The sequence below is a fragment of the Myxococcus eversor genome (assembly GCF_010894455.1).
Taxonomy (GTDB): domain Bacteria; phylum Myxococcota; class Myxococcia; order Myxococcales; family Myxococcaceae; genus Myxococcus; species Myxococcus eversor.
Genome location: NZ_JAAIXY010000003.1, coordinates 163,034 through 184,919, shown reverse-complemented (window position 1 = coordinate 184,919; position 21,886 = coordinate 163,034). Strand labels below are relative to the sequence as shown.

The 21,886-nt window shown below is 69.2% G+C and carries 16 protein-coding genes; 7 read left to right on the top strand and 9 right to left on the bottom strand.

What is annotated here, in order from left to right:
- Positions 1-157: 157 nt before the first annotated feature.
- The 3 genes from G4D83_RS07540 (at position 158) to G4D83_RS07530 (ending at position 3,782) form a co-directional block, all read left to right on the top strand.
- Positions 158-1,531 (top strand): PQQ-binding-like beta-propeller repeat protein, encoded by a 1,374-nt coding sequence (locus tag G4D83_RS07540; RefSeq protein WP_163864001.1) that lies wholly within the window; start codon positions 158-160, stop codon positions 1,529-1,531.
- A 118-nt stretch (positions 1,532-1,649) separates the two neighbouring features.
- On the top strand, positions 1,650-2,093 hold the full coding sequence (locus tag G4D83_RS07535) for a hypothetical protein (RefSeq protein ID WP_163864000.1): 444 nt from the start codon (positions 1,650-1,652) through the stop codon (positions 2,091-2,093).
- Positions 2,094-2,327: 234 nt separating this feature from the next.
- Positions 2,328-3,782, top strand: a complete 1,455-nt coding sequence (locus G4D83_RS07530) for a metallophosphoesterase (RefSeq protein WP_163863999.1) — start codon at positions 2,328-2,330, stop codon at positions 3,780-3,782.
- A 51-nt stretch (positions 3,783-3,833) separates the two neighbouring features.
- Here the strand turns inward: G4D83_RS07530 and G4D83_RS07525 are convergent, their stop codons facing one another.
- The 3 genes from G4D83_RS07525 to G4D83_RS07515 all read right to left on the bottom strand — a co-directional run bounded on the left by G4D83_RS07525 (position 3,834) and on the right by G4D83_RS07515 (position 6,971).
- Complete coding sequence (locus G4D83_RS07525) at positions 3,834-4,433, bottom strand: hypothetical protein (protein ID WP_163863998.1); 600 nt, start codon at positions 4,431-4,433, stop codon at positions 3,834-3,836.
- An 820-nt stretch (positions 4,434-5,253) separates the two neighbouring features.
- On the bottom strand, positions 5,254-5,607 hold the full coding sequence (locus tag G4D83_RS07520) for a hypothetical protein (RefSeq protein WP_163863997.1): 354 nt from the start codon (positions 5,605-5,607) through the stop codon (positions 5,254-5,256).
- Between the two features lie 218 nt (positions 5,608-5,825).
- Entirely contained in the window at positions 5,826-6,971 is a 1,146-nt protein-coding gene (locus G4D83_RS07515; RefSeq protein WP_163863996.1) for a hypothetical protein, read from the bottom strand.
- Between the two features lie 144 nt (positions 6,972-7,115).
- Here G4D83_RS07515 and G4D83_RS07510 point away from each other — a divergent pair, with 144 nt between their 5' ends.
- The 3 genes from G4D83_RS07510 to fliB are packed head-to-tail and all read left to right on the top strand — an operon-like array spanning position 7,116 to position 12,102.
- The gene (locus G4D83_RS07510; protein WP_163863995.1) at positions 7,116-10,568 is read left to right on the top strand and encodes a TIGR02266 family protein; all 3,453 of its coding nucleotides are present in this window, start codon (positions 7,116-7,118) and stop codon (positions 10,566-10,568) included.
- 33 nt (positions 10,569-10,601) lie between these two features.
- Positions 10,602-10,814, top strand: coding sequence for a ClpX C4-type zinc finger protein (locus G4D83_RS07505; RefSeq protein WP_163863994.1), 213 nt, complete (start codon positions 10,602-10,604; stop codon positions 10,812-10,814).
- Between the two features lie 13 nt (positions 10,815-10,827).
- Positions 10,828-12,102, top strand: coding sequence for a flagellin lysine-N-methylase (gene fliB / locus G4D83_RS07500; RefSeq protein WP_163863993.1), 1,275 nt, complete (start codon positions 10,828-10,830; stop codon positions 12,100-12,102).
- 79 nt (positions 12,103-12,181) lie between these two features.
- Here fliB and G4D83_RS07495 read toward each other — a convergent pair whose 3' ends face one another.
- Positions 12,182-12,802, bottom strand: coding sequence for a DsbA family oxidoreductase (locus G4D83_RS07495; RefSeq protein WP_163863992.1), 621 nt, complete (start codon positions 12,800-12,802; stop codon positions 12,182-12,184).
- 158 nt (positions 12,803-12,960) lie between these two features.
- On the opposite strand from G4D83_RS07495, the gene G4D83_RS07490 reads away from it, so the two are divergent.
- Positions 12,961-14,994, top strand: a complete 2,034-nt coding sequence (locus tag G4D83_RS07490; RefSeq protein ID WP_163863991.1) for a S9 family peptidase — start codon at positions 12,961-12,963, stop codon at positions 14,992-14,994.
- Between the two features lie 57 nt (positions 14,995-15,051).
- On the opposite strand, the gene G4D83_RS07485 is transcribed toward G4D83_RS07490, so the two are convergent.
- The 5 genes from G4D83_RS07485 to G4D83_RS07465 all read right to left on the bottom strand — a co-directional run bounded on the left by G4D83_RS07485 (position 15,052) and on the right by G4D83_RS07465 (position 21,831).
- Positions 15,052-15,330 (bottom strand): hypothetical protein, encoded by a 279-nt coding sequence (locus tag G4D83_RS07485; RefSeq protein WP_163863990.1) that lies wholly within the window; start codon positions 15,328-15,330, stop codon positions 15,052-15,054.
- Positions 15,331-15,381: 51 nt separating this feature from the next.
- Positions 15,382-15,819, bottom strand: a complete 438-nt coding sequence (locus tag G4D83_RS07480; RefSeq protein ID WP_163863989.1) for a DUF1622 domain-containing protein — start codon at positions 15,817-15,819, stop codon at positions 15,382-15,384.
- Positions 15,820-15,907: 88 nt separating this feature from the next.
- Entirely contained in the window at positions 15,908-17,671 is a 1,764-nt protein-coding gene (locus G4D83_RS07475) for a peptidase MA family metallohydrolase (protein WP_163863988.1), read from the bottom strand.
- An 11-nt stretch (positions 17,672-17,682) separates the two neighbouring features.
- On the bottom strand, positions 17,683-20,826 hold the full coding sequence (locus tag G4D83_RS07470; RefSeq protein WP_163863987.1) for a DUF4175 family protein: 3,144 nt from the start codon (positions 20,824-20,826) through the stop codon (positions 17,683-17,685).
- A 459-nt stretch (positions 20,827-21,285) separates the two neighbouring features.
- Positions 21,286-21,831: a MarR family winged helix-turn-helix transcriptional regulator gene (locus tag G4D83_RS07465; RefSeq protein ID WP_163863986.1), complete on the bottom strand. Its 546-nt coding sequence runs from the start codon at positions 21,829-21,831 to the stop codon at positions 21,286-21,288.
- Between the last annotated feature and the right edge of the window lie 55 nt (positions 21,832-21,886).

The window sequence follows — 21,886 nt, the reverse complement described above, 5'->3', positions numbered from 1 at the left end:
CGAGGCCCTCCAGGGGCCCCGAGCCCTCGCGCCTGCACGCCCCCCGAGCAGGGCCAGCCCCCCGAGGGGCAGGGGGAATGCCCTCTCGCGGACACGCTGCTTACCGTCTCCGGAGGGCCGGCCTCCAACGGACGGAGGAGGGCTCCGGGGAGGTCGCATGCGGTCAAGGCGAGCGGGGCGTTGGTTCCACGGCTGGCGGGTGCTGGGGCCCGTGGCCCTCCTCTGGGGGGCCGGGCTGGCGTGTGGCTCGGAGCAGGGCGCTCCCGAGCCCTCCGAGGAGACCGCCCCACCGGGCCCTGGCGAGGTGTCGCCCTCCGGGCCGGGAGCGCCTCCCACGGAGTCGACCTCGCCGTCCGAAGGGGCGCTGCCCCAGGGCACCCTCTGGCAGACGCGGGTGGGGGGCCCTCAGGACGACACGCCCACCGATGTCGCCGTGGGCCTCGGCGGGGATGTGGTGATGGTGGTGTCCCAGACACCCCGGCAGGACTCGGACCGCGAGCCGGTGGAGGGGGAGCTGCTGGCGGTGGAATTGGCGCGGTATGGGCCGGAGGGGACGTCTCGCTGGGTGCAGGATTTCCCCCGGGAGCGGCTGTCGGACCTGCGCGTGGCGGCGTCGCCGGGCGCGGACGGCGCGGTGTTCCTCACCGGCAATGCGTTCCTCTACCCGGCGAACTTCGGGCTGGGGGCGACGCAGGACGGCTTCGTGGTGCGCTTCAACGCGGACGGGCGCGCGACGTGGCAGCAGCGCGTGGGGCAGAAGGCGCACGCGGTGGCGGCGGACCGGGCCGGAGGCGTGGTGGTGGCGGGAGAGGAGTGGGAGGGGGAGGTGCAGGACCCGGTGCTGACTCACTACGCGGCGGACGGCTCGGTGCGCTGGACGCGGCGCTTCACCGGCACGGGCGAGGGCACGGCGCTGCACGCGGTGGCGCTGGCGCCGTCGGGTCGGACGGTGCTGGCGGGGCAGCTCTCCGACACGCTGGAGGTGGATGGCGAGTCGTTCGGCGCGAAGGGCCGGCGCGGCTTCGTGGTGCTCGCGTTCGACGAGGCGGGGAAGCTGGTGTGGGGGCGCGAACTGCCTGGCGCGAAGGGACGCGTGTCGTCGGTGGCGGTGGGACCGGATGGCACGGTGACGTTGGCGGGCGACTTCGCGGGCCTGCTCGTGTGGGGCGGCACGTCGCTGGGGACGCAGGGGCCTTTCGTGCTCGGCGTGGGCGCGGAGGGCGAGGTGCGCTGGCTGAAGCAGCCAGAGTGCGGCGAGCAGGCACAGGAAGGCGTCGCGGCGGCGGTGGATGACGCGGGCGCGGTGACGGTGGCGTGTGGTGATGCGCTCACGCGCTACGCGGCGGATGGGACGCAGCAGGGCGAGCGGAAGCTGCCAGTGGAGGGCTGCGTGAGCGGACAGTGCTCGCTCGCCGTGACGGGGCTGGCGGTGGTGCCCGGGCGCGGACTGGCTGTTGCTGGATGGCAGCGTGATGGCGCCGGGGACACGTGGAACCAGGATGCATTCCTGCGGGTGGTGACGCCGGAGTGAGCCGGGCGGTCGGCTCGCACGGAGCAGGGATGTGCTGGCGGCGAGCGTACACCCGCGCCTCCTCATCAAATGGAGGGGCCCACCGAGGCGGGCGCTGGCCCGATGTTATCGTTGCTGGATGCAGGCCTTCTTCCGGTCGCTGTGCCTTTTCATCGCCCTGGGCTGGGGTTGTTCTCGTGCCCCCCAGGTCGCGCCCGAGCCCAGGCTGGGTATCGCGGTGGTGGAGCAGTTCCGAGCGGGGCTTCCTCCTGGGTTGACCCCGTGCGCTGATCGCGCCTGCCTTTATCTGCAGGAGGAAGACGGCTGTCGGCCGACGCACCTCTCCGACAAGCACCTGAGCATGGAGGGCACTCCCGTCTTTCGAGATGTCTTCGTGCTGAGTACCCGGGAAGGTTGCTCCGTCACGCAGTTCTTCGACTACAGCCTCGACTACTGGGGCGGGTGCACGGTGCTGCGGATGGATTGTCCGTCTGTCGCCGCCGCGATGAGTCGCGACGCTCAGGGCGCGGGTTGTACCAGCACGGTCCTCGCATCCTCCCATCCTTGCGAGGCCCCTTTCTGAAGCGGACCCCGAGTGCCCTGCGCACGCTCGGGGTTGCTCGGATGTTTGTGTAAAATTCGAGAGACATTGCTCGCTGTTCCGTCGTGACGGTGTGGTGTGTTGCTCGCAGTCGGACACGTGGAGTTCCTGGGATGGAGCTCAAGTGATAGCTCAGGCTGGAATTCGGTATTTCGCGGTAAAAGCTGAGTCGAAGCCGACGAGCCCTGTTTTCATCCCATCCTGGAAAGAGACACCATGAGTCCCTTGAGAGTCGTTGCATCCCTGTCGCTGCTGGGCGTGCTGTCAGCCTGTGGCGGCGGTACATCGCCCGATGAGGTATCCGAGACAGCTTCCAGCAAGGCCGCGCTGGACTGCGCCGCCCTGAGCGCGCCCGTGTATCACCGCATCCGGGCGAGCAACGGCGACAGCCTCTACACACACAACGCGAACGAGGCGGCCAACGCCGCGACGACCTACGGCTACACCGATGACCGGGGCGTGGCCTTCCGGGTCTCGACCTCCACGGGCACGGGGCTGTCCCCGGTGTATCGGATGTACAGCCCGAGCCGGCAGGAGCACTTCTGGACCATCGACGCGGCGGAGCGGCAGCAACTCGTGACGCAGGGCGGATTCACCACGGATGAGGGGACGGGCTTCTTCGCGTCGACGACGGCGGAGCCGTGCCTGGTGCCCGTCTACCGCTATGCGAATGATACGCTCCGCAAGCACCGCTTCGCGACGACGACGGCGGAGCGCTCGGCGCTGAGCGCGGCGGGGTGGGTGGACGAGGGCATCAAGTTCCACGCGGCCCCCACGACGGCGCCGCCGGTGGACACGAAGTTCACGCTGGTCATCATCCCGGACACGCAGAACGAGCTCGTCTCGCAGTCCACGCTGATTGACCACCGGATGCAGTGGCTGGCGGACAACAAGGACGCGCTCGACATCCGCTTCGTGGGCCACACGGGCGACATGGCGAACTGGGACACGGCGGACCACATCCAGTACGTCCGCGCGAGCAACGCGTTCCAGAAGCTGGACGCCGCGCAGATTCCCTATGCCATCGCCATTGGCAACCATGACACCGCGGCGACGTGCCCCGGTGGCAGCGCGTGCCCTGGCAATGTGAATGCGAACCTGCGCAACACCACCACGTTCAACACGTACTTCCCGACGACGAGGTTCCGCGCGCTGGCGGGCGTGTTCGAGGCGGGCAAGTGCGACAATGCCTATCACACCTTCACGGCGGGCGGGCTGAACTGGCTGGTCATCAACGTGGAACTCTGGGCGCGCACGAACGCGGTCAACTGGGTGAAGAGTGTCGTGGAGCAGCACCCGCGTCACAACGTCATCGTGCTGACGCACTCGCACCAGACGAGCGGGGGCGGCATCGAGCAGGGCAATGGCGGGTATGGAAACAACAGCCCGCAGTTCGTGTTCGACACCGCGTTGAAGCCGTACGCCAACGTGCGGTTCATCTTCTCCGGGCACGTGGGCTCGGCGGCGTACAGCGAAGTCACGGGTACGCAGGGGAACAAAATCTACCAGATGCTGACCACGTACCACGACGCGTCGTCGAACCCGACGCGGCTCATCGAGATTGATACCGCGGCGAACACGTTCTCCTCGCGGGTGTACCTGCCGTACACCAACGTGGAGAAGCAGGATGGGACGAAGTTCACCATCAGCAATGTGAACTGGGTGCGCTGACGAAGCGAAGGGGCCGGCGGAACAGGTCGGCCCCTTCCTCCGACGTGTGAATCAGGGGTCGTGCAGATAGGCCCAGTTCACGATCCACTGGGAACTCGCGAAGCTATTGATGACCTGGTAGTCGCTGAAGTTCACGTAGAAGAGGATGGAGCAGGAGGTGGCGGTGCAGTACTGCAGCGAGCCCGGGTCCTCCCCTGCCCAGAGGCTCCGCACGCGTCCGCCCCAGTTGCTCAACAGGGGGTAATAGACGAGCCCCAAGTCCAGCCAGGCCATGTCGTAGGCGATGGGCTTGATGAGGCAGAGCTGGTTGCCGGTGCGATTGGCGGCGCTGTAGAGCCACAAGGCCTGGCTATTCGAGCAGTCGACCTGCTGGAGCGCATCCAGGGCCTGCTCCACGTTTCGGCCGCCATTCTCCGCGAGCCGCTGGATGTGGGCCGTCCGAGCATCCGCCTGGGCCTGTTGCTCCTGCCGCGTGACGTGCCGCTCGCGCACCTCGAACGTTCCATCCTGGCGTGCGAGGACGCTCGTCTGGATGACCTGGTTGCTGCCTTCTTCGCCGGGAAGCGGGTCGGTGGACGCTTCCTCGGGGGCTTCACCGCATCCCAATGCCAACATGGACAGACAGGTCGCGAACACACCCAGGCGCGTCATGTGCATCTCCTCGACGAGAGAGCCCGGGGGAAATCCGGGCTCGTGGAGCGCTTGCTGTGCGGATACGGCCGATGTCTGTCGAGGTGTCGAAGCGTTATTCAGGCGTCGGGGCAGGATAGTCGAAGTCGGGCAGGGTGGGTAAACTGGGAGGCCCATGCCGAGGCGCTACCTGTCGCTGCTTCTCACCTGCGTGCTGCTGGGAGTCCTTCTGGGCTTCTTCGCGTTCTGCGACTCCGAGGCGGGAGTGTCGGCTCTCCCGGCCTGGAATGCCGTCATCCTCTGCCTGGGATTGGGATTCGGGGCCTTCGGCTCAAGGTCGGCTCCATGGCTGATTCGCGCGGGGCTCTGCGGTGCGTTCGTCGGTGGAGTGGTGGGCATCCGCCTCGCCGAATGGAGTTCCCGCAAGCCCTTCCTGCGAGACTTCTATTCGCTTCGGATGGGCATGACGCGCGGTGAGGTCGATGCCGTGATGGGCCGTTACCTCACGGGAACGGGGTGGCCAGCGAATCCCTACGTGAGGGCAGAAGCGCCGCGGTCGGAGGAGGGGGGGCGAACGGGAAGGCGTCCCCGGCCAGCGACAGGGGCGTGACTTGGCGCTCAAGGACAGCGTGGTCTACCGGCACACGAACGAGGGATGGGGCGACTCTGACTGGGGAGTCGTGCGCTTCGAAGAGGGCAGGGTGGCTGAGGTGACCTTCTCGCCCGACTGATGCCGCAAGGCCCACGTCGGCTGCTGGCCCTCCGCCGCCCGAGGCGTGCTCGGCGGCGGGGGCTTCCCGCACATTCCTCCACCCCGTGGGGTGGGTGAAGAGGTGGCGGCCTACTTGTGGACCAGGAGGTAGTTCGCCGAGCCGCCGTACCAGGTGCCGTCCCGGTTGCTCCACGGGCGGTACTTGTACCGGGCGACGACCTGCCACGTGTACTGGTTGATCTGCACCACGTAGCACTCAATCTTGAGGAGTGCGTTGTCGCCCTCGGAGCCGGGCTCCTCGAATCCCATGCTCTGCGGGGACACGTGGATGACCCAGTCGTTCACCGTGCCGGAGGGGACGGTGATGTAGTTGCCGTCACTCGCCGTCCCGGTCCGAGCGTTCTGCGCGAAGCTCTCACTGGAGTAGAGACAAGCGAACAGTGAGAGCATCGCCAGGATGGAGAGCGGGTTACGTTGAATCATGGGGCCTCCTCGGAGGTGGGGATTGGCGCGTCAACGCGCCCGGGGAGGCGGGAAACTAGGCACGTGACATGGGATTACAATCCTCCAGCCCTCCAGGACAAGCCAGCGTGGAGCACTGAAAAGACAGACGCCCAGGCTGGATTCGCCGGGTGCGGGGAGTGGGTGCGGGCCGCGTCAGGAATTGCTCATGGACTGGGGCGGATACCGCTCCAACGCTGTCAGCCTGCCGCCGTCGTTGTCCCCAGCTTCAAATCCTGGTGCAGTCCCTTGTCCCGACTCACCCGCCAGATTTTCTGGTCCAGGTAGTAGTGGTGCAGCGCGAAGCCCCAGATGAAGCCCGCCATGAAGTCTTTCAACGTCAGGCCCGCACCCAATGCGAGCTTCGCGTCGAACCCGCCACAGCCCGGATGCGCGCCGAAGCCACACCCCACACCCCGGTACACCAGCGTGAAGACCACGCCGCACACCGCGTAGATGACGAAGCGCTGACTCACCTTCGGCGCCCAGCCGAACGCCGCCGCGTCCACGCCCTGCGAGTGATAGCGATTGCGGTGATAGAACCAGACGACGCCGTGGTACTGCACGTTGTGGAACGCCGTCACCGCCACGGCGAACATGATGAAGTCCATCCGCGCCGACACCGACGGCCAGAACACCACCGCCGACAGTCCCACCGCCGCGCCCATCATCAACAGCTTGGGCCCGTTCACCCGCTGGCCCGCCCTTCGCCGCCACACCTGCCGCCCCGCGCTCAGCACCACCACCGCGAGCACCAGCGCGAAGCACGCCGCCGCGACGACGGGTTCCCACGTCGGCGTCCCCGTCAGCCCCAGTTGCTTGCGCGCCCCCGGATGCGTCACCGCGAACGCGACGAAGGGCGCGAGCAACCCCACGTACAACGTCACGCTGTCGAGCCTCCTGTCCCCTGGCGACGACTCGCCACCCTTGCGCTGGTACAGCGACATCAGCCCGTAGTGCTGCCTCACCACGTGCCAGTACGCCCACAGCGCGGCGAAGGTGAGGAACAACACGAAGGGAAGCTTGCTGCCCAGCACCGCCGACACCGCGAAGCACAGCGGCCCCAACGCGAACCACCCCAGGCTCCCCAACAGGAGCCCTCGCCGCGTCCTCCACTCCCTCGCGTCCAGGTACGTGCGAGACACCGTCGCGAACAGGTGCGGCCCGTCCAGCACCAACACCCACGCCCACCACAACGCCAGGCTGCTCACGCCTCCCCAGACGTGAAGCCCGACAAGAGCGAGGCTCGCGCAGGCGCCGCCCACCGTGGAAATCAGGTCGTGGCGACGGTCGACCAGCCAGCCAGGACGTGGCGCCTCGGAGGCGGTGAGAGGCAGGGTGCTCATGAGGCTCTCCTCGGAGACTCCAGAAGATACAGGAAGGTGCAGGTAGGCCGCAGGCCCACCTGCCGTCCCCCATTCGCCGGTCGACCGACCAAGGGCCCAAAACCCTCTTGAGCCGCGCGCTGTGTACCGCGATGGTGGTGCGTTATGGATCAAGGCAGGCGCACCACGGACCGGAAGGCAGTCGGTCTGTTGGTGAAGCTCAAGCATGAGAGCGTGGGGAGCTTCGCGGAGGAGTTCGCCACCAACCTGAGCCCGGGCGGGATGTTCATCCGCTCGCGCACGCCCCAGCCCGTGGGGACACCCGTCAAATTCGAGGTGCAGATCGCCGGCGGCGTGCGCGTGCTTCACGGCACCGCCGATGTCCGCTGGGTCCGCGAAGTGGGAGACCCCGCGGGTCCCCCGGGCATGGGCCTCCAGTTCCATGAGTTGGATCCGGCCAGCCGCGCCCTCGTCGACATGATGCTCCTCCAGCGCAAGCCGGAGGCCCCCGCCGCCGTCGTCTCGCCGCTGCCCGCCATCGCCCCTTCCGTCGCGCCGCTGGCTCCCGCCATCGCGCCGCTGATGCCCGCCGTGCCGCCCGTGCAGGCCCGGCCCGCACCGCCGCCCGCCGCGAAGCCCGCGCCGCGCCCGGTGGAGGGCATGGCGCTCGACTCGCTCTTCGACGACATCGAGGCGCCGCCGTCTCCCACGCTCGATGAGCCCTTCGACTTCTCGCCGCCGTCCCTGGCGGATGAGTCCTTCGACTTCTCGCCGCCCCCCGCTTCGGCGGAGAGCGACGTGGACATCCCGCTCGACGAGCTCATCGCGAGCACGCCGCCGCCTGTCTCGCTCCCCGGTGACGAGCCGCTGCCCGGGTTCGACTTCGACCTGGAGACCGGACTCGCGGACGCGCCGCTGGCGCTCGGCGAGGTGCTCGATGAACCCGTGAGCCTCGACGAAGCACCTCCCATCGAGGTCGGCATCACGGTGGAAGATGACTCGTCCGCGGGCTCCAGCGGGCCGCTCGAGTTCGACATGGATATGTCCGAGGAGGCACTGGCGCCTCCTCCTCCCGCTCCACGCGTGGCGCCGCCGCGCGCCAGTGGACCGCTGGAGTTCGACCTGGACCTCAGCGAGGCGATGGAGGAGCCCCCTCCCGCGCCCCCCGTGCGTCCCGTCACCGCTCCCGCGCGCCCCGCCGCGCCGCCTCCTCCTCCCGCCGCTGCCGCCAAGCCGAGCGGTGGCGCCTTCGAATTCGATTTGGACTTCAGTGAGGCCGTGGAGGAGACACCTTCCGCGCCTTCGGTACGCCCCGTCACCGCGCCCGCGCGTCCCGCCGCGCCGCCGCCTCCCGCCGCCAAGCCGAGCGGGGGCGCCTTCGAGTTCGATTTGGACTTCAGCGAGGCCGTGGAGGAGGTTCCTCCCGCGCCACCGCCGCGCCCTGTCGCGCCTCCGCGCCCGGCCGCGCCCCCGCCCGCCGCCTCCAAGCCGAGCGGTGGGAGCCTCGAGTTCGACCTGGATTTCAGCGAGGCCGTGGAGGAGATGCCTCCTTCGGCGCCGCCTCCGACGCGGACCTCGCCGCCGCCTCCTCCGTCCGCGACTCGACCGGCGGGTGGCAGCTTCGAGTTCGACCTGGACCTGTCGGAGATGAGCGGGGGCCCCTCTCCGGGAGTCGCCGCGCCGCGGATGCCCGCGCCGCCGCCGTCGGCCCGGCCGCCACCGCCGCCCGCCGCGTTCCAGCCTCCACCCGCGCCGCCCGCGTTCCAGCCTCCTCCGGCTCCCGTGGCACCGCCTCCTCCGGCGCAGGCGCTGCCCAACGTGCGCCGCGAGGCCCCCAAGCCTCCCGAGCCAGTGGGCACTCCCACGCTGCTCTCTCCGACGGCCGCGAAGCCCGCGACGCCGCTCGCCGCGCCTCCGCTCGATGAGCGGGGCCTGCCGAAGACAGTCTTTCTTCCGCCGCCGCCCGCGCAAATCGTGGGCACGGGCCCTGTCATCGGCATCGACCTGGGCACCACGAACTCGTGCGTGGCGCTGCTGTCCAACGGGCGTCCCACGGTCCTTCGCTCGCGCGAGGGCTACAACACGATTCCGTCGGTCATCTCGCTCAACGCGCAGAACAAGCTGCTCGTCAGCCACCGCGCGAAGAACCAGCTCGTGTTGCGCCCGCAGCACACCATCTACGGCGCGAAGCGACTGGTGGGGCGTCCCTACGACAGCGCCGTGGTGAACCAGGTCCGCGAGCGCTTCCACTACGAAATCGTCCCCGACGCCGCCGGCCGCGCCGCCGTGCGACTGGCGGACAGCGTGCTGTCGCTCGAAGAGGTGCAGGCCATCATCCTCCGCGAGTGCAAGGAGATGGCGGAGGCCCACCTCAACCAGAAGGTGGAGCGCGCGGTGGTGACGGTGCCCGCGTACTACTCCGAGCCGCAGCGCGAGGCCGTGCGCAAGTCCGGCATCCTCGCGGGCCTCAAGGTGGAGCGCATCCTCAACGAGCCCACCTCCGCGGCGCTCGCATACGGCCTCAACCGCGAGCTGAACAAGAAAGTCCTCGTCTACGACCTGGGCGGCGGTACCTTCGACGCCACCATCCTCAAAATCGAGAAGAACGTCTTCGAGGTGCTCGGCACCGGCGGAGACATCTTCCTGGGCGGTATCGACTTCGACAACCTCATCGTCGACTTCCTCCTCCAGCGCTTCCAGGAGAAGGAGGGCATGGCGTTCAACGGCGACGGCATCGCCCTGTCGCGCGTCAGCGACGCCGCCGAGCGCGCGAAGATGGCCCTCTCCGAGCGCGCCACCTTCGAGGTCCACATCCCGATGCTGATGATGGACAACGACGGGCGCCCCAGGGACTTGCGCGTCGTGATGACCCGGCAGGAGCTGGAGAAGATTTGCGACCCGCTGCTCAGCCGCACCGTGGACGTGGTGCGTGACGTGCTGCTGGACGCGAAGCTGAAGGCCAGCGAGGTGGACGACATCATCCTCGTGGGCGGCATGAGCCGCATGCCCCTGGTGCGCGAGAAGCTCAAGGGCCTGTTCGGCAAGGGCCCGCAGGCGAGCGTCAACGCGGACGAGGCCGTCGCGCTGGGCGCGGCGCTCTACTCGGGCTCGGTGGACAAGGTGAGCAGCGTGGTGCTCATCGACGTGCTGCCGATGACGGTGGGCGTGGCCATGCCCGGTGGTGCCTTCAAGCGCGTCATCGAGCGCAACAGCCCGCTGCCCGCCCAGCGCTCCTTCGCCCTCAACACGACGAAGGACAACGAGGAGTCGCTGGAGCTGTCCATCTTCCAGGGCGAGGACAACCACATCTCCGCCAACGAGTACCTGGGCACGGTGCGCATCGAGGGACTGCCTCGAGGACCGAAGGGCTCGGTGCGCGTCGCCGTCACCATCAAGCTCGATTCGGAGTGCGTGCTGCACGTCGAGGCGCGCGAGTACTCCACGCGCAAGGAAGTGAAGGCCACGCTGGCCACGCGCTACTCACCGGAGGAACTCCAGAAGCAGCTCCAGGTGAGCAAGGAGTCGGTGAAGGCCGCCGAGGAGCGCCGTGGCGCGGACCTGAAGGAGCGCGCGGGTGGTTTCTGGGGCTTCGTGAAGAAAGCGCTGGGCCGCAAGTAGCGGGCACGCCGAGGGACGAAAGGACGGTACGTCGTGAGCCAGCACACTCCTCCCCGGCGGCGCTGCTCCTTCTGTGGCACCGCCGAGCCTCAAGCGGGCCGACTGCAACAGGGCAGCGCTGGCGCCGCCATCTGCGACCCCTGTGTGGTGCGACTGTTCGCGGAGCTGGACCGGCAGGCCTTCTCCGCCGGCTCGACTCCGAAGGGGAAACCCACCACGCTCCACGGTGGCTCGGACGACGCGTGACCTCGGGGGCTCCATGTCGGTTGTCTCAGCGCCTCGGTACCTGACGCGCTTCCAGTGCCTCGCGGAGGCGTGCGAGGACACCTGCTGCGCGGGGCTCGTCGTGCCGGTGAGTGAGTCGCGCTGGAGCATCCTTCGTGGCCTGGTGGCTGGTGGCCCCGATGCGGCGCGAGTGGAGGAACTCGTGGTGAAAGACGCGGGCAGCGGCACGGGAGCCGAGGCCGCGTATGTCACCAAACGCGAGGATGGGAACTGCTCCTTCCTCGACGAGCGCAAGCTGTGCTCGCTGCATCGGAAGTATGGAGAGGTCGCGTTGCCGGATGCGTGCGCGATGTTTCCGCGCGTCGCCACGCGCAGGGCAGGGCGGCTGGAGGTGACGGGCTCGTTCGGTTGTCCGGAGGTGGTGCGCCTGTGCCTGCTCGCGGAGGATGCGCTGGAGCAGGTGGCGGTGGACACCTCGCTCGTGGCGCGGCCGGAGGTTGCGCGTGCGCTGGAGGGCGAGGATGCGTGGATGGTGCACGCCGCGCGGGTGCGTGATGTGGCGCTTGGCATCCTGGAGCGGCGCGAGTTTCCGTTCGCCTCGCGGCTGTTCATGTTGGGTGAGCTGGCGCGGCGACTGGGGTCCTTCTACTTCCGGGGCACCGAGGTGTTCCGGGAGGAGGGTGCGGAGGAGTTTCTGACCCGGACGCTCGCCACGTTCGAGGTGCCGGAGACGCTGGCCGCGCTGCATGTGGCGGTCTCCGGAGTGTCACTGCCTGGAGGTCCGTGGGCGGGCATCTGCGGCACGGTGTTACGGGCACGTCTGGGCGCGGTCGGGAGTGAGCGGTTCGCGGGATGGGCTCGCGCGGTGTTGGCGTCCTACGGCGGCCCGCAGGCCTTGCCTGAGGAGGTCTGGGCTCGCTATGGGGAGCGCAGGGCTCGGCTGGAGCCGGTGCTGGGCGAGCGCGTGGAGCAGTACTTCCGGCACCACGCGATGAACCACTGGCTGCGCCATCCGTTCACCGATGCGCCGTCGGTGCTCGACTACGTCTTCAAGCTGGCGCTGCGCGCGGCGGTGCTGCGCTGGGCGCTGTTCGGCCATCCAACGGTGGTGGCGCTGTGCGAGCGCGAAGACCTCCAGCCCACGGAGGAGGCTCGCGCCCTGCTCGACGCGGCGGCGGTGGAGTGCTTCCAGCTCAGCGCGAAGCACCTCGAACAGTCTTCCGAGCTGCACGCGCTCGCCCAGGGACTCTCGGGCGGCGCGGGGCCGGAATCACTGCCCCGGATGTTGGTGCTCCTCCAGGGGCTCTGAGCCGCGCCGAGGTCGCCGCACGCGGCTCCACGCGCGGCCGACCTTCAGCGTGATGACAGCCGCGTGAGCTTTCGCGCGCTCAGGTCGCCGAGCGAGGCTTCGCGCCCAGCCGCTCCATCGCCTGACGGAACACGGCGATGTCCTGCGCGCCCTGGATGCCGAAGCGGTCTCCCACCACGAACGTCGGCACCGCGCTGACGCCCATCTCCCGCGCCTCCCCCACCGCGTCGTCCACCACCTTCTCGAAGTGTCCGCCCTCCACGGCCTGCTGGAGCGCGTCCGGCTCCAGGCCCACCTCCGTCGCCGCGCCGCGCAGCGTCTCCCACGCCCAGAGGTCCTGTCCCTCGCTCCAGTAACGTCGCAGCAGGGCCGCGTGGTACGGCTCCAGCTTGCCCTGGGTTCGCGCGTACTCGGTCGCCTGGTGCGCCCGCCGCGTGGACGGGATGACGTCCCGGTCCACCATCGTCAGACCCTCCTGTGCCGCGCGCACCTTCAACGGGTTGTTGGGGTCCTTCATCTTCTCGCGGATGTGCGCGGGCAGGGGCAGCCCCTCCGGCGGTGTCTCCGGACGCAGGAAGAACGGACGCCAGTCCACCTGGATGTCGTACTCCCGGCTCAGCTTTTTGACTTCCTGCAGGCCGACGTAACACCAGGGACAGACGAAGTCGGACCAGACGCGGACAGTGACGGGCTCGCTCATGCCCCTCTCACTAACCGGAGTGGCGCGTCACGTCATGGCTTCCGTGCTTCCACGACGGTGGACAGCGTCCAGAGGAGCGGGCACGGTCCACCCCCGAATGCCCCCAACCCGAGCGCTCGCCTGGAGGCCAGCGCCTGGGTCCACCCCAGGAGGACACCTTGTCGCTGTCGCTTGTCGCGGCCCTGGCCATCGCCGCCTCTCCGGCGCCCGCCCGGCCCCAACCGTTCACCCACCACGACATGATTTCGATGCGCCGGCTGAGCAACCCGCGCGTCTCGCCGGACGGAAGACAGGTCGCCTACGTCCTGCGCACCACCGACCTGGAAGCCAACAAGGGCCGCAATGACTTGTGGCTCGTCAACCTGGACGGGAGCGGCTCGCGTCAGCTCACCTCCCACCCCGACTCGGACTCCGACCCCACCTGGGCCCCGGACGGCAAGAGCCTCTTCTTCCTCTCCTCGCGCGGCGGCTCCTCGCAGGTGTGGCGCCTGCCCGTCGACGGCGGCGAGCCCCTCCCGGTGACGAAGCTCCCCCTGGACGTGGGCTCCTTCCGCCTGTCCCCCGACGGCACGCGCCTCGCCGTCTCCATGGACGTGTTCCCCGACTGCGCCTCCGGCCTGGAGTGCAACACCCAGCGCGAGACGGAGCGCTCCAAGCGCAAGGCCACCGGCCGCACCTACGACAAGCTCTTCGCCCGTCACTGGGACTCGTGGAAGGACGGCAAGCGCTCACACGTGTTCGTCGTCCCCGTGGCCGGCGGCACGCCCGTGGACGTGATGAAGGGCATGGACGCGGACAGCCCCTCCAAGCCCTTCGGAGGCCCGGAGGAGTACACCTTCACCCCCGACGGCAAGAGCGTCGTCTTCACCGCGCGCGACGTGGGCCGCACCGAGTCCTGGTCCACGGACATGGACCTCTTCGTGGCTCCGGTCGACGGCAAGGCCAGGCCGCGCAAGCTCACCGACAAGAACCGCGCGACGGACACCAGCCCCGTCTTCAGCCCCGACGGCAAGACGCTCGCGTACCTCGCCATGGCCCGTCCGGGCTTCGAGGCGGACCGCTACCGCGTCATCCTGCGCACGTGGCCGGGTGGCCAGGAGCGAGTGCTCGCCGAGGACTGGGACCGCTCCGCCGGCTCGCTCGCGTGGAGCCCGGACAGCAAGACGCTGTACACGGCCGCGGGCCACATCGGTCAGGTGCCCCTGTTCGCGCTCGACGTCGCCAGCGGTCAGGCGCGCCAGCTCACCAAGGACGGCACGGACGACTCGCCCCAGCCCGCCGCTGGCGGCACGCTGGTCTACGTGCATGACGACCTGGACTCGCCCGCGGACCTGCACGTCCTCAACACGGACGGCACCTCCAAGCAAATCACCCAGGTGAACCAGGAGGCGCTCGCGCGCATCCGCTTCGGCGGCTTCGAGCAGTTCGAGTTCCCCGGCTGGAACAGCGAGACGGTGCGCGCCTACGTGGTGAAGCCGGTGGACTTCGACCCGAAGCGCCAGTACCCGCTGGCCTTCCTCATCCACGGCGGACCGCAGGGCTCCTTCGGCAATCACTTCCATTACCGGTGGAACCCGCAGGTCTACGCGGGCCGAGGCTACGTGGCCGTCATGGTCGACTTCCACGGCTCCACCGGCTACGGGCAGGCCTTCACCGACTCCATCACCGACGACTGGGGCGGCAAGCCGCTGGAGGATTTGCAGAAGGGCCTGGCCGCCGCGCTGCAGCGCTACCCCTTCATCTCCAAGGAGAAGAAGTGCGCGCTGGGCGCGAGCTACGGCGGGTACATGATCAACTGGATTGCCGGCAACTGGCCGGACGGCTTCAAGTGCCTCGTGAACCACGACGGCATCCTCGACGAGCGCATGGGCTACTTCGACACCGAGGAGCTGTGGTTCCCGGAGTGGGAGCACAAGGGCACGCCGTGGGAGAACCCGGACGGCTACGGCAAGCACAGCCCCATCAACCACGTGGCGAAGTGGAAGACGCCGATGATGGTGGTGCACGGCGGCCAGGACTTCCGCGTCGTGGAGACGCAGGGCCTGGGCACCTTCACCGCGCTCCAGCGCAAGGGCATCCCCTCCAAGCTGCTGTACTTCCCGGAGGAGAACCACTGGGTCCTGCGCCCCGCCAACAGCATCCAGTGGCACGACGAGGTCCTGGCCTGGCTGGACCAGTGGACGCGCAACTAGCGAGCTGAACAACACCCCGGGGCCCGCGTCACGCGAGCGGGCCCCGGCGGCTTCTCTTCAGGGAACGACGAAACACTCGTCGATGCAGTGCTCCAGGTACTCGGAGCAGCTCTTGTCGGCGGCGCAGTCGGCACACTCCGCCACGGCGTCCTTGCGGTCCTCGGAGTCGCGGTCATCCACCCAGTCGTTGATGGTGTCCGCGCACTTCCCCGTGTCGAGTTTGGAGTCGAAGCACTCCTTGCGATGGTCACAGATGGTGTCGGCGTTGCTGGAGCAGCCGGTGAGCACCGCGCTGAGCGCCAGGAGGGTCGTCACTGCGATGTTTCGGATGGACATGGGGCGGTGTCCTAGCGCACCCGGTCCGCTTCGGGAAATAGCCCTTCACGCTCAATGTCGAGCGGCTTGTCCCGTGGGCCGTGTGCGAACCACCCGGGCCGGACGCACCGGCGGTGGAGGCGGGCGCGGCGGAGAGGACGCACGGTGCTCGCGCTCGGGCTGCCACGGCCAGCGGCCCTCCAGCTCCACTGTCAGGGTGAAGCTGAGGAAGGTCCGGACCAGGACGATGAGGCCCAGCACCAGGACGTCACGCAGGGTGGGCTCGTTGCTCACGGTGCGCAGGATGTCCGCGGCGACGAGGAACTCGAGGCCGAGCAGGATGGCGCGGCCCAGGTTCAGTCGGAAGCGGCGGTAGGCCTCACCGGCTGACAGCTCCTGGCGTCGGAACAACAGCGCGGCGAGCGCGAGCAGGGCGCCCAGCACCATGGCACTGACACCCGCGCCTTCCATCAGCCGGGCGGACAGCGAGACGAGCGGCCGGATGTCCATGACGACGCCTCCCCGGCTGAACCTGGGCACGGAGGGCGTCAGGCTTCAGTGGCGGGCAGGGCCTCGGCTGGCGGCTTGCTGTCGGGCCTCAGCGCCCCGCGTCCGTCGGCCCCGAGGCGGGTGTCGCCGGCGTGGCGGATTTGGCTGGAGCGCCTCCCGTGGCGGGGACGTTGGTCTCCGACAGCTCGCCCTCTTCGCGCAGGAACTGCTGGGCCAGCTTGTCGACCTCCGCGGGCTCCAGGCCGGTGAGCACCGCCGTCGCCGTCTTCGCGCGAGTCGCCAGCGCCGTCTCACCGAGCGCGCCGTGGATGCGCGTCAGCGCCACGTGGATTTCGGGGTCGAACGGGTCCGACGCGAGCGCCTCCAGGTAGGCCGTCTTCGACTTCGGGTAGTCCTTGCGGTGCAGGAGGATGCGGCCCAGGTGCACGTTGGTGGCGGGCGAACCCGGGTGCACGCGCAGGCTGCCGCGCAGCACGGACTCCGCCTCGTCCAGGCGCTTGAGCTCCAGGAGCGCCAGCGCGTACTTGTTGGAGACGGACTCGTACTTGTCGCCCACCAGCTTGTGCGCCTTGGCGTACTCCTCGGCGGCCGCCTTCACGCGGTTGCGCTCGCGCAACAGCTCACCCAGGTGCGCGAACTTGCGCGCGGGCACCTCCGCCACCTCGTTGAAGTCGCCGAAGGAGATTTCACGGCCCTTCTTCTCGCCGTCCTCCTTCCCCTTGTTCTTGGCGTCCTCCTTCAGCACCACGCGGTCGTCGCGCGGCACCAGCTCCGAGGGGAAGGGCTGCTTCTTGATGTGCGCCAGCCACGTCTTCTCGAACAGGGCGAAGGGCATGCCCGTGGCAGCCTCCACTGCTTTCCTGTCCGTCTGCCCGGCCTTCAACTCGCGCACCACGGCGCGCAGCCCCGCCGAGCCCTTCGTCTGGTGCACGTAGTCGATGGCGTAGAACACCTCGGCGAAGGCGGTGGCCGCGTCCTCCGCGGTGGGCAACAGCGCGATGGACGGGTGCATCTTCTCGAACGGGATGAGCGTGTCCGCCTTCACGCGCTTGCCCAGGAGCGCCTGCGTGGACGGCGTCATCGCCAGGCCCGCCTTGCCGCGCCAGCGCGACTCCAGGAACTTGGCCATGCCCTCGTGCAGCCAGATGGGCACCGTGTTGCGGCTCATCTGACTGACGACGAGGTGGATGTACTCGTGCGCCAGCGTGTCCTGCCAGTCGTAGCCCTGCGCCACGGCCTTGGGGCTGGTCACCATCAGCTTGTTGAACTTGCAGATGGCGATGGTGCCGGTGGTGCGAATCTGCTTCTCGGTGAGCGTGCTCACCTTGGACAGCTCGCGCGCGTTGTTCACCACCTCGACGCGAATCTTCCCGCCCGGCGGCGTCCAGCCCAGGTCCTCCGCCATGGCCCGGTGGATGGCCTCCAGCGTCTCCAGCGCGTAGGGCACCAGCACCGCTTCCTTGCCCTTCGGGTAGAAGAAGATGAAGTGCTCGCTCTCCGCGCGCTCGTGGCTCTTGACGATGTCGCGAGTGTCCTTGGCCAGCCGCAGGTAGCTGCCCGGCTTGTCCTCGATGTTGGCGCCTTCGAGCAGCCCCACTGCGTCGTCGTAGCGGCCCTCCTCGAAGGCCACGCGGCCCTGGTAGTACTTCAAGGGCTCCACGTCGGAGGGGATGAGCTGCTCCACCGCGGCCAGCTCGCGCCTGGCGCCGGGCACGTCCCAGTCGTCCAGGCCCTGCTCCACCTGGCCCAGGCGCGTCTTCACCTCGTCCTTGAGGGAGGACTCCTGCTGCGCGACGGCGGGCGTTGCCACGCCCAGTCCCAGGGCCAGCGCGAGGGCCACCCAGCGATTCATCCGGCGGTCTCTCACTTCACCAGCTCCTCGTAGTAGCGCTTCACCTGCTCGCGGTACTTCTCCGGCGCGCCCTGCTTCATCGCGTCCAGCAAATCCTTGCGGAACTCCTTGGGGGCCTGGAATGCGTCCTCGTCGGGCAGCTCCACCTGGTCCTTCGGGTCTCTTCCGGAGTTGCCCTGCTTGCGCCCGCTCATGCCACCGGGCAAGGGCAGCCCGCCCTTGCGGCCCTTCTGGCCCTGCTGCATCTGCTGCTGGAACTGGCGCAGGCCCTCCAGCGCGGCCTGCTGCTCGCCGTAGCCCCGGCCCGGGTCCTTGCCCTGCATCCGCTGCGCGGCTTCACCCATGCGCTGGCCCACGCCCTCCATCTGCTGCGAGGCCTCCTCGCCGAACAGCGGCGCCGTCTGCTCCATCTCCTCCATCTGCTGACGCAGGTCCTGCGCGCGCTGCTCCAACTGCTGCTGCTGCTGGGAGAGCTGCTGGAGCTGCTGCTTCTCCTGCTGCGAGAGCTGTGAGCCGGGAGGAGGGAAGAGCGACTGGAGCTGCTTGTTCACGTCCTGCACGTTGCGCGCGTCGCGGTCCAGGCGCTGGGCCAGCTCCGAGGACTGCTGCCGCACCTCGGGCGGGTTGCCGAACATCTCGTCGAGCTGCTTCTGCTGCTCGCCCATGCCCGCGAGCTGCCGGGCCGCGTCCTCGGCGCGCGCGGCGGCCTCCGCGGCCAGGTCGAAGTCGTTCACCTTCAGCGCGTTCTCCACGTTGCGCAGCTCCGACTGGGCTTCTTCCAGGGGGCGCGCGGCGCGGCTGTTGAGGTGCTCGGGGTTGAGCTTGTCGTAGCTCTGCTGGGCCTGCTGCACCTTGCGCATCAGGTCGCTCTTGATGGACTCACCGCGCTCGGAGAGGCGCTCCTTGTTCTGCGCGCGGGCCTGGTCTCGCAGCTGGCGCGTCTGCTCGGCCACGCGCTGCTGCTCGTCCACGGTGCCCTTCAAGTCCTCCATGAACTTGCCGAACTTCTCCGCGAGCTCCGGGTACTGCTCGCCGCCGAACTCCTCGTTGGCTTCGTCCAGGCCCTTGAGCATCTCGTCCATCTGCATGCCCAGTTCCTGGAGCTTCGCGAGCGCCTCGTCCGTCTTGCCCTCGCGCATCAGCTTCTCCACGTCGTCCAGGGCGCTCTGCATGTCCTGGTCCTTCATCATCTCGGACAGGGCCTCGGCGTTGAGGTGCTCGTCGCGGATGCCCTTGCGCATCTCCGCCATGCGCTGCATCAGCTCCTGGATGCGCGCCTTGAGCTGCTGAATCTGCTCCATCACCGCCTGGCGCGCGGACTCGTCCGGGTTGGCCTTGAACTGCTCAATCAGGCGCGACAGCTCGCGGCGCTCGCCGGCCAGCTGCTTACCCATCTCCTGGAGCGCCTCCAGCTTCTGGCGGTCCAGCAGGGCCTCCAGGTAGAGGATGTCCTTCTCCAGCTCGGCGATTTCCTCCGTCACCACGCCGGACAGGCGGTTGCCGGTGCCCCAGTCCTCGCCCCGCGCGCGCTGGGTGCGCAGGTAGAGGCGGCGGAAGTCCGCGGTGCCGTTGATGTGGCTGCCCAGGGACTCGGAGATGTTGGCGAGCGCGGAGACCAGCTCGGTGGGCACGTCGCGCTCGCGCGACAGCGTCTGCGCCAGCGTGCGCATGTCGGTGATGAGCTGCTGGCCGCTGGTGTCCACGGACGCGGCGGAGGCGATGGCCTGGGCGTCCTTCTGCTTGTCCCGGTCCGGACCCTCCAGCCGGTCCGCCAGGTGGTCCACCATGCGGCCCCAGAGCTGCTCGGCCTTCTCCAGCGCGGCGCGGTGGTGCTCGGCGGCGGAGTAGATGCGCAGCACCTGGGTGCGGCTGACGCCCTTCTTGGGGCCCTCCACCGCGTCGTTGTCCTGCGCCTCCACGAAGTACGTAATCCGGTCGCCAGGGTCCACCTTGAGCGAGCCCAAATCCCACGTGTACGTGTCGCGGCTGCGCCGTCCGTCCTCGCGGCGCAGCGGCACGCGCGTGTCCTTCTGCGCGCCCGGCGTGCGGAAGACGAGCGACAGACCGGACAAGCCGTAGTCATCGGTGGCCTCGTACTTGAGCGTCACCTTCTGGCCGGGGTCGACTTCCAGCTCCGCGGCGGGCGTCATCAGCGTCACCTGGGGCGCCTTGTCCGCTTCCACGGTGAGCGGGATGTCGGGGCCCACCGCGAGCGGCTTCTCGCGCCGCGCGTAGAAGACGAAGCGGTAGTGGCCGGTCTTCTTCGCGATGAAGGTGCCTTCCAGGTCGCGGTTGCCGGTGACCTGGAGCGGCACCGTCTCGTCGTTGATGACCAGCTCCGCGCGCTCCACGGGGCGGTCCGAGCGCGTCTTGAGGACGACCTCGGTGCCGGCCGGAGCGCTGACGGCGCCGTCGGTGCCGGGCACGGTGCGCTGGGACAGGCCGGTGTACGCGGGGTAGCGGTACGTCAGTTCGATATCGCCGGTGATGGGCTCGACCTGGGCCTGGGCCACCGGAGTGCGAGCCACCTCCAGGATGCGCTTCACGCCCGCGCCCCACTTCTCACCGAACAGCCCTAGCACCAGCGCGAGCGCCAGCAGCACGCCGCATGCGGCCAGGGCGCTGCGCTGCGCGGGGCGGCCGTCGACGACGGAGCGCGCGTCCACGGTACGCACCCGCGTGTCCATCTGAGAGAGGAAGGCGTCCGCCAGTTCCGGCGAGCCGTTGGCCTGCCCGTCCTGCTCGCGCCGCAGCTCCACCGCCGCCAGCACGTCCAGCGACAGCTCCGGCCGGCGCTGGCCCACCAGGCGCGCGGTGAGCAAATCGTCGCCCACCTGTCGCCGCGCGAGCCACAGGCCGAAGCCACACGCCACCGCGGCGCCCACCGGCAAGGCCAGCCCGAGCATCGAGCCGCCGATGCGCGGGGCCACGAGTCCCAGCAGGCCGCCACCCACCCACAGGAGGCAGGCCGCCACGAAACCCAGGGCGGTTCCCTGGAGCCACAGGTACCGGCGCTGCCGGGCGCGCACGGCGGAGAGCAGGGCTTCCACGCCACGGCCTCGCGAGGACCTGCCCACCCGCGTGGGTGAGGCCGGTGGCGGAGGCGGCGGGGGCGGCAGCTCGGGGCCTGGGCTCTGCGGGGTGTCGAGGTTCACGCTGTCCTGTCCGCTCAGTGGCGAGGCAACTCCCGGCGGAGGTGCCTATTTCCCGATTCTCTAGCAACGTCCGACGGGCCGCGAGGTGCTTGGGCCCCTGGATTTCACCCAGGATGGGCGGGGCTGTCCGACGCCGGAAGGACCCAGGCGCCGGAGGGTCCGGGAGGCAACGCGGCTGGGGCCTCCCTTCGTCCCGTCGGCCCGCGCCAAGTGCCCGTCATGACTCGGGGAAGGGCCGTGGGGCCCGCCCGTGGAGCCGGTGGGCCGGCGGCGGTCGACCTCGGGCGACACGTGGCCGCGAAGCGGGGTCCCATCCGACGCCGAGATTCTGGGAGGGGTGGAGGAGAGCGTCGAGGGCCTGCGCGGAGGCGGCACCGGGTCGACGCTCGTTGGCTCAGCGACCCGCCGGGCGACCGAGCGAGGGCCCGCCAGGGGAGGGCGGGCCGGGGTGGAGCTTCTTCAGCGAAAGTCCGGCTTCTTCGCGGCCGAGTCGGCGGCCAGCTCCTCTTCTGGATGCGGCACGCCACCCAGCTCCTGCGCGAGCGCGGTGAGCACGTCCTGCGTGCAGAGGATGCGGTTGCGCGACATCCGGGAGAGGACACGCTGCACGGCGGACTCGACGGTGCCCTCGGAGGGGATGTCGAGCGCGCGCCCTGACTCCGTGAGGGCGAACAGCGCCTTGCGCCCATCCAGCGGGTCCGACTTGCGCTCCAGCAGGCCGCGCTTCTCCAGCCGCTTGAGGACGCCCGTCAGGGTGCTCGGGTGCACATGGAGAATCTGGGCGAGCGTGCCGGCGGTGATTCCGGGGAAGCGTCCCACCAGCCGGATGACCAGTCGCTGCGGGCCGGTGAGGCCCAGCGTCGACTCCATCCGCTTCGAGGTGGACTGGAGCCCGTGGTCCACGGCCCACAACAGGCGCATGAACTCGAGCACTTCGCCGAGCGGCGGGCCCTTGAGCCGCTCACCTTCCTGGGGGTCCGGCTCCCCACTGGCCGTGTCCTTCATGACTTCATCTTCCCTCACCTGCCGCCTCCCTGTCTCTGCAAGTCTTTGAGCCGCA